At 63.1% G+C, this 11687-nt stretch carries 11 protein-coding genes and 1 pseudogene; 3 read left to right on the plus strand and 9 right to left on the minus strand.

Annotated elements, in window-relative coordinates; all coding sequences use genetic code 11:
- Positions 1–98: 98 nt before the first annotated feature.
- The 6 genes and pseudogenes from dmpH to ACREP4_RS11340 form a co-directional block, all read right to left on the minus strand.
- Positions 99–887 (minus strand): 2-oxo-3-hexenedioate decarboxylase, encoded by a 789-nt coding sequence (gene dmpH, locus ACREP4_RS11315; RefSeq protein ID WP_431596282.1) that lies wholly within the window; start codon positions 885–887, stop codon positions 99–101.
- Positions 884–1924: a 4-hydroxy-2-oxovalerate aldolase gene (gene dmpG / locus ACREP4_RS11320; protein WP_431596283.1), complete on the minus strand. Its 1041-nt coding sequence runs from the start codon at positions 1922–1924 to the stop codon at positions 884–886. Before dmpG ends, dmpH begins: the two co-directional genes overlap by 4 nt.
- A 10-nt stretch (positions 1925–1934) precedes the next feature.
- Positions 1935–2873 carry an acetaldehyde dehydrogenase (acetylating) gene (locus ACREP4_RS11325; RefSeq protein WP_431596284.1) on the minus strand — a complete coding sequence of 313 codons (939 nt, stop codon included), beginning with the start codon at positions 2871–2873 and terminating at the stop codon, positions 1935–1937.
- 40 nt (positions 2874–2913) lie between these two features.
- Positions 2914–3711 (minus strand): fumarylacetoacetate hydrolase family protein, encoded by a 798-nt coding sequence (locus ACREP4_RS11330; protein WP_431596285.1) that lies wholly within the window; start codon positions 3709–3711, stop codon positions 2914–2916.
- Positions 3708–3911: pseudogene (locus tag ACREP4_RS11335) on the minus strand (tautomerase family protein); the annotation flags it as partial. The pseudogene ACREP4_RS11335 and the gene ACREP4_RS11330, both read right to left, overlap by 4 nt.
- Positions 3912–3930: 19 nt before the next feature.
- A complete protein-coding gene (locus ACREP4_RS11340) occupies positions 3931–5193 on the minus strand; it encodes an MFS transporter (protein WP_431596286.1) in 1263 nt (420 codons plus the stop codon).
- 149 nt (positions 5194–5342) lie between these two features.
- Between ACREP4_RS11340 and ACREP4_RS11345 the strand changes: the two genes are divergently transcribed.
- Both ACREP4_RS11345 and ACREP4_RS11350 read left to right on the plus strand, forming a co-directional pair.
- On the plus strand, positions 5343–6011 hold the full coding sequence (locus ACREP4_RS11345) for a hypothetical protein (protein ID WP_431596287.1): 669 nt from the start codon (positions 5343–5345) through the stop codon (positions 6009–6011).
- Between the two features lie 62 nt (positions 6012–6073).
- A complete protein-coding gene (locus ACREP4_RS11350) occupies positions 6074–6916 on the plus strand; it encodes an IclR family transcriptional regulator (RefSeq protein WP_431596288.1) in 843 nt (280 codons plus the stop codon).
- A gap of 137 nt (positions 6917–7053) precedes the next feature.
- On the opposite strand, the gene mpl is transcribed toward ACREP4_RS11350, so the two are convergent.
- Both mpl and ACREP4_RS11360 read right to left on the minus strand, forming a co-directional pair.
- Positions 7054–8439 carry a UDP-N-acetylmuramate:L-alanyl-gamma-D-glutamyl-meso-diaminopimelate ligase gene (mpl, locus tag ACREP4_RS11355; protein ID WP_431596289.1) on the minus strand — a complete coding sequence of 462 codons (1386 nt, stop codon included), beginning with the start codon at positions 8437–8439 and terminating at the stop codon, positions 7054–7056.
- Between the two features lie 317 nt (positions 8440–8756).
- Positions 8757–9320: an adenylate kinase gene (locus ACREP4_RS11360; protein WP_431596290.1), complete on the minus strand. Its 564-nt coding sequence runs from the start codon at positions 9318–9320 to the stop codon at positions 8757–8759.
- Between the two features lie 142 nt (positions 9321–9462).
- Here ACREP4_RS11360 and ACREP4_RS11365 point away from each other — a divergent pair, with 142 nt between their 5' ends.
- The gene (locus tag ACREP4_RS11365; RefSeq protein ID WP_431596291.1) at positions 9463–10719 is read left to right on the plus strand and encodes a 6-phosphofructokinase; all 1257 of its coding nucleotides are present in this window, start codon (positions 9463–9465) and stop codon (positions 10717–10719) included.
- Positions 10720–11034: 315 nt separating this feature from the next.
- Here the strand turns inward: ACREP4_RS11365 and ACREP4_RS11370 are convergent, their stop codons facing one another.
- A complete protein-coding gene (locus ACREP4_RS11370; protein ID WP_431596292.1) occupies positions 11035–11544 on the minus strand; it encodes a hypothetical protein in 510 nt (169 codons plus the stop codon).
- Between the last annotated feature and the right edge of the window lie 143 nt (positions 11545–11687).

Below are 11687 nucleotides of genomic sequence, written 5' to 3' on the forward strand. Positions count from 1 at the left end.
TGGAAGCGAAGGCAACCTGCAATTCCCGCCCGCTCGGAAATGACGATCACGCAGATGGCTTCGACATTGCCGTCTACCTGACACCAGGCCGCACTGAATCAAACAAACCGCATCGACGTCGTACCGATGCCATCACCGCGCACCAGCACGTTGTCGCCTGCCACCACTGCGATAGCCGCGGTGATCGCGCCGGACAACACCACGCTGCCGGCCGGCAACACCTGCCCGCGCGCAGCCAGCATGTTCACCAGCATCGCCACCGCTTCAGCTGGGTTGCCGAGTACAGCCGCACCCGCGCCGACTTCGACAACCTGACCGTTCTTCTCCATGACCAGACCCAGTGTTTCCAGATCCAGCCCGCCCACCGTCGTCGGGCGCGAGCCCAGCACGTAACGGGCAGCCGACGTGTTGTCGGCGATCACGCTGGGCAGGTCGAAGCGGAAATTCTCGTAGCGCGAGTCGATCAGCTCGATGGCCGGCACCACGTAATCGGTAGCGGCCAGCACCTTGGCGATATCGCAATCCGGACCAGCCAGCTCATCGCGCATGACAAAGGCGATTTCCGCTTCCACCTTGGGGTGGATCAGCCGCGCGGTATCAACCACCGCACCGTCATCAACCGCATTGTCATCGCCCAGAAAGCCATAGATCGGCGTATCCACGCCCATCTGCTGCATCTTCGGCCTTGAGGTCAGGCCCATCTTCATGCCAACGATGCGCACGCCTGCCGCCTGCTTCATGCTGCGCAGGCACTCCTGGATGTCGTAAGCGGAAGCAACATCCATCTGCGGATGTGCATCGGTGATTTTGGTCACCTCCCGGACTTCCTGCTCGGCGGCGAGCAACTGCAATGCGCAGTTCTCGATGATGGAACGGTCCAGCGTCATGCTTGTGTCTCCTGTACCTGTTCGCCACGCGCACGCAGCACGTCCAACGCGACGTCCACGATCATGTCTTCCTGCCCGCCGACCATGCGGCGTTTGCCCAGTTCAACGAGGATGTCGACGGTGTTGATCCCGAAGCGCTTCGAGGCGGCTTCGGCATGGCGCAGGAAGCTGGAATAGACGCCGGCATAGCCCAGCGCCAGCGTTTCGCGATCCACCCGCACCGGGCGGTCCTGCAATGGCCGCACGATGTCATCGGCGGCATCCATCAGCGTGTAGAGATCGCAGCCGTGGTTCCAGCCGATGCGTTCAGCAGCGGCAATGAACACTTCCAACGGCGCATTGCCTGCCCCCGCCCCCATGCCGGCCAGGCTGGCATCGATGCGGATCGCGCCGGCCTCAACCGCTGCGATGGAGTTGGCTACGCCCAGTGAAAGATTGTGGTGGGCGTGGATGCCGATCTGCGTTTGAGGCTGCAGCGCGTCACGCAATGCACTGACGCGTTCGCGCACATCATTCATGTTCAACGCACCGCCGGAATCGACCACGTACACGCAGGACGCGCCGTAGCTTTCCATCTTCTTCGCCTCCACGGCCAGCGCCGACGGCGCGGTCATGTGGCTCATCATCAGAAAGCCCACTGTATCCATGCCCAGTGCGTTGGCCGCTTCGATGTGCTGGCGTGAGATGTCGGCTTCGGTGCAATGCGTGGCAACGCGGACAATGCGCGCACCTGCGGCATAGGCATTCTTCAGGTCATGCACGGTGCCGATACCCGGCAACAACAACGTGGCGATCTTGGCATGCGATACCGACTCGGCCGCCGCTTCAATCCATTCCACATCGCTGTGCGCGCCGAAGCCATAGTTGAACGAAGAACCCTGCAGGCCATCGCCGTGGGCGACTTCGATGGAGTCCACCCGCGCCTTGTCCAGTGCGGCTGCAATCGCCCGCACCTGCGCCACGCTGTAACGGTGGCGCACGGCATGGGAGCCATCGCGCAGGGTAACGTCGGAGATATAGAGCTTGTTGGCAGTCATGGTGTTGTCCTCACGCTGCAGCGCGCGCAGCCAGCACCGAGGCGGCCATGCGCTCCCCGGTGGCCAGCGCGGCCGACGTCATGATGTCCAGGTTTCCGGCGTAAGCCGGCAGGTAGTGCGCAGCGCCTTCCACTTCCAGGAAGATCGAGGTCTTCAATCCGGTGGTCAGGCCCACGCCCGGTACGTTGACCGGTTCGTCCAGCACCTCGAACTGCACCTGCTGTTTGAGCCGATAGCCAGGCACATAGCCAGCGACGCGAGTGGCCATGTCGTTGACCGCCGCTTCGATGGCCGCAGTGTCGGCCAGCTCGCTGAGCACATAGACGGTGTCGCGCATCAGCAACGGCGGCTCGGCCGGGTTGAGCACGATGATCGCCTTGCCCACCTGGGCACCGCCCACACTCTCGATCGCACGCGAAGTGGTCTCGGTGAATTCGTCGATGTTGGCGCGGGTGCCGGGGCCGGCACTCTTGCTGGAAATACTGGCCACGATTTCGGCGTATTTGACCTTGGCCACCGAGGCCACTGCCGCCACCATTGGGATGGTGGCCTGGCCACCGCAGGTGACCATATTGACGTTGGCCGCGTCGATGTTGTCTTCCAGATTCACCGTCGGAACACAGTACGGCCCGATGGCGGCCGGGGTCAGGTCAACCACGCGGATACCCGGCTTGGCGGCACGCAACAGCGCGTCGTTGGCAATGTGTGCAGAGGCTGAGGTGGCATCGAACACGATGTCGATGTCGGCGAACAGGTCGGACTCAATCAACCCGGCGACGCCGCTAGAAATGGTCGGCACGCCCATGCGTGCAGCGCGCGCCAAGCCGTCGGAGGCTGGATCAATGCCGACCAGCGCGGCCATCTGCACGTGCTTGCCGTGGCGCAGGATCTTGATCATCAGATCGGTGCCGATATTGCCGGGACCGATGATGGCTGCTTTCAGGGTCATGTAGAACTCCTGTCATTCAATGTGGGGGAGGAAGCAGGTGTCATGCGAACGTGATCTCGGCACGGCCCAATGCACCGACACGCACACGCATGTGGTCGCCTGCCGCCACGGGAATCAGCGGCACCAGTGCGCCGGAAAGAATCACTTCACCAGCCTTGAGCGGCGTACCCAGACGGCCGAGCGTATTGGCCAGCCAAGCAACACAGTTGACCGGTGAGCCCAGTGCAGCGGCGCCAGCACCGGTCGCCACCAGCTCGCCGTTTTTCTCGACGACCATGCCCAGCGTGCCCAGGTCCAGGTTCTTCGGCGGTACGCGCAATTCACCCAATACATAGGCGGCCGCCGAGGCGTTGTCGGCAACGGTGTCGGTGATGCCAATGCGCCAGTCACGGATACGCGAATCGACAATTTCAAAACACACCGACAAGGATTCCGTCGCGGCCAGCACGTCGTGATGGGTAATGCCGGGGCCGACCAGGTCGCGCTTGAGGTGGAAGGCGATTTCACCTTCCGCACGCGGCGCGATCATGCCGGCCACCGACAGCACACCGCCGTTGGCTACCTGCATGCGATCGGTGAGAAAGCCAAAGTCTGGTTGATCGACTTTCAACATGCGCTGCACCGCCACCGAGGTGGCACCAATCTTCTTGCCAACCACGCGCTCGCCATCGGCAAGGCGTCGTGCGAGCAGATCGTTGGAGATCGCATAGGCATCGGCCAGCGCCAGGCCGGGGATGCGTTCGCTCAGCGGCTCGATGGCTGCACCGCTGCGCAATGCCGCATACAGTTCGGCACCGTGCCGCGCGATGGCCTCGGCCCCCAGGGAAACAGCACTCATGCCTTCACTTCCTTCGCATCACTCTTGAGCACATCACCCACCGCAAAACGCTGCGGCGGCACTTCATTGACCATTACCCGGATCGCGCTCATCGGCGCATCCAGCTCGGCATGCGCCACCCGCGCGACTGCGCGGATGAAACGCTGCACTTTCTCTTCATCACGGCCCTGCACCAGGGTCACCTGGATGATCGGCATGGGTTTACTCCTGGGGTTGCAATCAGGTCAGCTCGACACCCTTGGTCTCGGGCAGGAACAGCAGCACGATCAGCGCAGCCAGCCCGAAGAAACCGGCGGTCGCCATCAGCCCGCTGGCCACGCCGTAGCTGTTGGCCAGGAATCCGATCAGCGCCGGCGCGATGGCGGCGATGGCGCGGCCGCCGTTGTAGACAAAGCCCTGCGCGGTGGCGCGCACGGTGGTTGGGAACATTTCGGCAAAGGTCGGCGCGAAGCCGCTGTAGAAGCCGGTTCCGAAGTACGCCACGACAACGCCGAAGCCCATCAGCAGCATCGGCGACTTGATCATCACGAACACCGGCACGGTCAGCGCCGAGCACACGAAGAAAATCATGAAGGCCTTCTTCCGCCCCACCCAGTCCGCGATGTAGCCGAAAGTGACGAAGCCGAATGCGGCGCCGACCTGCATGACCACAATCCAGATCGTGGACTTGACCATGTTCAGGCCCGGGCCGCCGTCGGCAACCGGCGTGGCCAGGTAGGTCGGGATCCAGGTGAACAAGCCCCAATAGCCACACATGGCCGCAGTAACAAAGGCCAGGCCGACGATGGTGTTGCGTGCATGCGTCCCGAACAACTGGCGCATGGTCTGGCCGAAGCTCAGGCGTTCTTTCTGGTTGACCCAGATTTCCGGCTCCTTGACGTGGCGGCGCACATAGAACGCCAACAGCGCAGGCAGCAGGCCCACCGCAAATACCCAGCGCCAACCCAACGTCGGCACCACCAGCGCGGCGATGATGGCCGCAGCGGCATAGCCCGACGCAAACGCACTCTGGATCCACGCCAGGATCTTGCCGCGGTGCTGCGCCGGCCAGCTTTCGCTCACCAGTGCCGAACCCGCGGACCACTCACCGCCAACCCCCAGGCCAACGATGATCCGGAACAACATCAGCTGCCCCAGCGAATCCGACAGGCCGCACAACGCAGTGCCAATCGAGTAACAGATGATGCTGAGCATCATCGACTTGGCACGGCCCATCCGGTCAGCCAGGTAACCGAACACCAAGCCGCCGAACGCAGTGGCCAGCAACGTGGCCGACATCACCATGCCCGCCTGCGACTTGTCGAAGCCCAGGTCCGCGCTGACGTGCTTGAGCACCATCGCGAACAACATCAAATCCATGACATCCAACATCCAGCCCAGATAGGCCGAACGGAATGTGCCCCACTGCTGTTTGCTGGCGCCTTGCCACCAGCGACCGCTGCCGCCCGTTACCGCTTGGATTGTTGAACCACGCTGCGCCATTGCCTTCCCCTCCGGAATCTTGGCTGATACGAAAGTATCGGTGAACGATACTGCGGAGACAAAATATACGACTTTTCTCAAAAATGGAACATGACAAACGTTTTCGTATCGATATACGATACAAGAGTCGTAACAACCGCGAGATTCCGATGTCCGAGCTGATCCTCCGTCTCCATGAAGACCACCTGCCTGCGGGCTGCCCGCCGGTCTACCTCCCCGCCGGTCCGCGGGCCCTGTATGTGCGCGAAGGCGGCCTCACGGTCGAATCATCACAGGATGCCCAGTCGCTGGATCCTGCCCAGGCACGCGTCAGCCAGGAACCATTGACCCTGCTCAATGGCGATCAGGACACCGTGTTGTGGCGCTGGGATCTGACCGATGCCAACCGGCCGGCCGGCTCACTGCCATCGGCGCCAGCCACCCGCAGCGAACTCAAACTGGAAGCACCGATCACGCTGGACAGGCGGTTTGAGTGGCTGATGCGCTGTGATCGCGTGGATTTCCCAAAGGGCGGTGTTGCCCTCACCCACGTACATCAGGGCCCAGGCATCCGCATCTGCGACTACGGTCGGATCAGCATCGAGACCTTGGGACAACGTCAGGACCATCCGGCCGGCCATGCGTGGTTCGAACTCGGCCACGCCCCCGTGCTGGCACCGACCACCGAGGACGAGGAAACCCGTTTCATCCGCTGTTTCCTGCTGCCGCGCCAGCTCAAAGGACGCAGTTCCATTCGCTACGTGCGTCCCGAGGACGCCACACTGCAAAAGACTCAGCGGTACAAGGTTTTCGCAGAGCGATACATCGACCTGCCATAATCGGCACGGATGCGCGGCCAGGCCGGCGGCGCTAGCCCCCAGTAACCGCACACAGGTAGCCGATGCCCCGCCAGACCGTGACCGAAAAAAAGGATTTGACCGCCGCCACTGGTGTGGACGCACAGGACGACACCGCCGATCACGGCTTGCCCACGGCCATCGTCTCGCTGAAAGTCATCGAGGCGCTGGCGTCAGCCCCCAGCGGACTGGGTGTCACCCGCCTGGCACAGGTTTTGGGCATGCCCAAGGCCCGCGTCCACCGGCACCTGAGCGTGCTGCGCGAGCATGGCTATGTCGATCAGGATCCGGACAACAACCAGTACCGCGTGGGCTGGCAGATGTTTCTGCTGGGGCGCGCCTGCACCAGCCGTTTCGACGTCATGAGCTTGGCTAAACCGATCGTGGAGCAACTGCGCGATCAGGTCGGCCAGACCATCGTGATCTCCACCTTCTCCGACAACGAAGTGGTGGTGATCGATCTGCTGCGTGGCACTGCGCCGGTGGAAATCAGCCTGCGCCCGGGCACGCGTTTTCATCACAACAGCGTGGCGCAGGGAAAGATCGCGCTGGCCTTCGGTGCGGAGAAGCTGCGCCGCGCCTATCTCACCCAACCACTCCCGGCCTGCACGCCGCGCACCATCGTTGACCCGGATCGTCTGGCCGCGGAAATCGAACTGGTGCGCAAGCGCGGCTGGGCCGACGCGCCGGAAGAGCTGTACATCGGCATCAACGCGCTGGCCGCGCCACTGCTGCAGGCCAATGGCGAGTTGTTCGGCACGTTGGCCATCGTCGGCTCCATCCACTACTTGCCCAGCACGCCGGACCCGGCGCACGTGCAGGCATTGCTGGAAGCCGCCACGCAGATTTCGGCAGCGATGGGATACAGCGGCAAGGCCTCGCGCTGAAGCCGCTCCTCGCAGGCGCGGCCTTGGCCGCGAAGCTGGCAATGCCCAGACAACAGCACCAACTGCAATTCCGGGATTGCCAGCCCACCGACTCAGGCTTCGCGACTGAAGCCTCCCCTACGGGAAGGCCCGGGGTGTCAGCTGTTCTGCAACTGCGCCAGGAACCGGCGCGGCGCACCGTCGAAACCGCCGTTGGACATGAACACCACGTGGTCGCCATCGCGCACCACCGCGCCCAACTGCGCCAGCAATGCATCGGTATCGGCCACTGCCTGCGCATCACCGCGCACTGCTGCAATCACTTTGGCGGCATCCCACGGCAACTCCGGGCGTGCGAGAAACACCACGGCGTCGGCGATATCCAGCGACGGCGCCAGTGCATCGGAATGTGCGCCCAGACGCATCGAATTGCTGCGCGGCTCCATCGCCACCACGATGCGTGCATCAGCCACCTTCGCGCGCAGGCCTTCCAGCGTCGTATGGATCGCGGTCGGGTGATGGGCGAAGTCGTCGTAGATGGTCACGCCCTGCGCCTGGCCGATCACTTCCATGCGGCGCTTGACGCTCTGGAAACGGGCCAATGCCGGCGCCACGCTGGCCACTTCCACGCCTACCGCATGGGCCGCCGCCAATGCCGCCAATCCATTGAGCACGTTGTGGCGGCCCAGCAGTGCCCACTCCACCGTTGCCACTTCCGCGCCACGATGCAGCACCGCGAATGCGCTGCCGTCCTGGTTGATCAGGCGCGCGCTCCACTCCAGGGACGGATCAAAACCAAACCGCTCCACCGGCGTCCAGCAGCCCATCGCCAGCACTTCGGCCAGGTGCTTGTCCTCGCCGTTGACGATCAGGCGACCACGGCCCGGCACGGTGCGGATCAGATGATGGAACTGGCGCTGGATCGCAGCCACGTCCGGGAAGATATCGGCGTGGTCGAATTCAAGATTGTTGAGGATCGCCACCAGCGGCCGGTAGTGAACGAACTTGCTGCGCTTGTCGAAGAACGCGGTGTCGTATTCGTCGGCTTCCACTACAAAAAGCGGTCGATCCGAAGGGCTGGCCAGCGCACGCCCCAACCGCGCCGACACCCCGAAATCCTCCGCCACACCGCCAATCAGAAAACCCGGCTCACGCCCGGCGGCCTGCAGCAGGAACGACAAAATCGTCGTCGTTGTGGTTTTGCCATGTGTGCCAGCCACCGCCAACGTGTCGCGGCCGGGCAGCACCTGCTCGGACAACCACTGCGCACCGGAGATGTAACGCCGGCCGTCGTCCAGCACCGCCTCCACTGCCGGGTTGCCGCGCGAAAGCGCATTACCGACTACGATCTCGTCACAGTCATCGGCAATATTGCCGGGCAGATACCCTTGCGACAGCGTGATGCCCAGCGTTTCCAGCTGCGTGGACATCGGTGGATACACCGCCTGGTCACTGCCTTCAACCTGATGACCGAGTTCGCGGGCCAAAGCGGCCACGCCGCCCATGAAAGTGCCGGCAATGCCGAGAATATGGATCTTGCTCATGGCCTGATTGTCGCCGATGCAAACACAGACCGGTATCCATGTAGGAAAAACCCATGCGTATGTAAGGTTATCCCCGATACCCTTGCGATCACTTCCTGCCCAAAATGACCATCGCCAGCCGCAGCACCCTCAGGTCCTACTCCCCAAGAGGCCATCCCCAGGGAGCTCATGCTGCGGGGCTCTGAGCAAGCCCACTTGCTGGCGCTTACAAACACAAACGCCCGGCTTCATGCATTGAAGCCGGGCGTTTGTGTTTGGGCCTGCGTTATCAGCGCAAGGCGCAGGCCGCGACGGTTGTCCGCCGCAGCCTGGTTCCATCAACGCTTGATCGCCGCCAGGATGCGGGCCAACACGTCGGACAACTCGCCAACGCCGTCCACGCGGGCCAGGGTGCCTTTGGCCGCGTAGAAGTCGATGACCGGCGCGGTGGAATCGTTGTAGACCTGCAGGCGATGACGCACCGATTCCGGATTGTCATCGGCGCGGCCCTGTTCCTGCGCGCGACCAGCAATGCGCTCGACCAGCAGTTCGGTCGGCACGTCCAACTGCACGATGGCGTCCAGCGGCTGGTTGAGCTTGGTCAGCAGTTCGCCCAGCGCATTGGCTTGGGCCACGTTGCGCGGATAACCGTCAAGGATGAAGCCGGTGGCGACGTCGGCCTGTGACAGACGCGATTCCAACATGCCCAGCAGGATGTCGTCGGACACCAGGTTGCCCGAATCCATCACGGCCTTGGCCTGCTTGCCCAGCTCCGTACCAGCGGCCACTTCGGCGCGCAGCAGGTCACCGGTGGAAATGTGCGGAATCTGAAGTTCTTCCTTCAGGCGGGTTGCCTGCGTGCCCTTGCCCGAACCGGGCGGTCCCAACAGAACCAATCGCATTCCTGACTCCCATATGTTTTGAGTAAACGGGACGGACAGCGGCGTTAGACTCATGGGCCGATTCACGCTGCACCGCAATATGCGCAGCTTACCGCATCCGGCCAATGTCCCGGAAATGTCCCCCGCCCGGAGAGTATTCAACATGTCCCAAGGCACCTTGCTTTACGCCCAGTCCGGTGGCGTCACTACCGTCATCAACGCCACTGCCTCCGCCGTTATCGCCGAGGCAAGATCCAAGAAAATCAAGGTGTTGGCCGCCCGAAACGGCATCCTGGGCGCATTGCGCGAGGAGCTGATCGACACCTCCAAAGAGTCCGCCGCCAACATCGCCGCACTGGCCCATACGCCTGGCGGTGCCTTCGGCTCGTGTCGCTACAAGCTCAAGTCATTGGACGCGGATCGGGCCAAATACGAGCGCCTGCTGGAGGTGTTCAAGGCCCATGACGTGCGTTGGTTCCTCTACAACGGTGGCAATGATTCGGCCGATACCGCGCTGAAAGTCTCACAGCTGGCCAAGGAGTATGGCTACCCGCTGACCTGCGTCGGCGTGCCCAAGACCATCGACAACGACCTGGCCGTCACCGACACCTGCCCGGGCTTCGGCTCAGCCGCCAAGTACACCGCCGTGTCGGTGCGCGAAGCGGCACTGGACGTGGCGGCGATGGCCGAGACCTCCACCCGCGTCTTCATCTACGAAGCGATGGGCCGCCACGCGGGCTGGCTGGCCGCTGCTGCCGGTCTGGCTGGCGAGAACCCTGACGATGCGCCGCAGATCATTCTGCTGCCCGAGCGCGCCTATGACGAAGCCGCCTTCCTCGCCAAGGTGAAGCAGGTGGTGGCCAAGGTCGGCTTCTGCGTGGTGGTCGCCAGCGAGGGCATCCACACCGCTGACGGTCAGTTCGTTGCCGATGCCGGCGGTGGCAAGGATTCGTTCGGCCATACCCAACTGGGCGGCGTGGCGTCGTACCTGGCTGGCCGGGTCAAGGCCGAGTTGGGCTTCAAGGTGCACTGGACCCTGCCCGATTACCTGCAGCGCTCCGCGCGTCACATTGCCTCCAAAACCGACTGGGAACAGGCGCAGGCCGTTGGCAAGGCGGCAGTGCAGTTCGCGCTGAAGGGGCAGAACTCGGTGATGCCGGTGATCGTACGCAGCTCCGACGTGCCGTATCGCTGGAAGATCGAAGCCGCACCGCTGTCCAAGGTCGCCAATCACGAGAAGAAGATGCCGGCCGGCTTCATCCGCAGGGATGGGTTTGGCATTACCGAAAAGGCGCGCCGCTATCTGCAGCCGCTGATTCGCGGCGAAGCGCCATTGCCTTACGGTCGCGATGGCCTGCCGAAGTACGTGACGCTGAAGAACGTGGTCGTTGCCAAGAAACTGCCGGACTGGGAAGGCTGAGAGCGCTTGGCGTCTCGGCTTTGTTCCGGCTCGTCATTCCCGTGCAGGCGGGAATGACGAATCAAAAATTTGCTTGATCTGTGCTGACCCCGGGTGCGCTGCGCCTACCCGGGCTACGGGTTGAGTACGCGCTTAGCAACAACGCTGACGCGACAAAGACAAACCCGGCGCCCTCTACATTTGCTATCCGTTCGTTCGGCTTCCTCATCGCCTGCGGTTTGGCCGCTGCCGGCTATCACCTCGGTCAACACCTGGCACATAAGGACAACAGCGAGAGCGCGGCGCCGCGTCATTGAACCAACGGCGGCACCGCACTCAACGGCAGGAACCCTGCACGCTCAACTTCGCCGAGTACGCCGGCAATGCGGCCAACCGACCTGCGGCGGCTTGAGCCTTGGCGTCTTCGAGATAGACGCGATTCTGGCCCTGTCCGTCCAACGCCAATTGCTGGCCGGCGGGTTTGCGCCATACCTCGACCAACGCCTGTTGCGTGCTGCAGGCCGCTGAAGGAATGTGCACGACTTCGTTGAGTTTCCAGCCATTGGCTTCGCTGGGATTGACCTTGGTGAAGTCCAGGAACACCGCACGCGGTTGACACTGTTCGCTGGTGCGCACCAGTTGCATGTCGTACGGCGCGGCGCTGTCACCGGTGAAGCGGCCTTCGATGCGGGTACAGGCTTCGGGAATCTGTCGCACCGTGTGCAACGCAGCATTGGCCTGTGCGCTGGCGGCGGCGCGCTCGATCTCGGGCTTGGCGTTGGCGTTGGCGGCAAGCAGTGGCAACGGCAGCGCGGCCAGCAGGATCAGGGGGAGTGCGGCTTTCATCATCGGCGGTTCCGTATCAGCAGGCTGCCGACGTTGCCAGCCTGCCGCTGAACCGTCGGGCAAGGCCGATGGCGGCTGGCGGCGGAGACAGCTGCCAGTCATACTCGGCCCGCCTCAGAGTGTTTGAACACAGCGACACGTAC

Source organism: Stenotrophomonas sp., from assembly GCF_050737575.1.
Taxonomy (GTDB): domain Bacteria; phylum Pseudomonadota; class Gammaproteobacteria; order Xanthomonadales; family Xanthomonadaceae; genus Stenotrophomonas.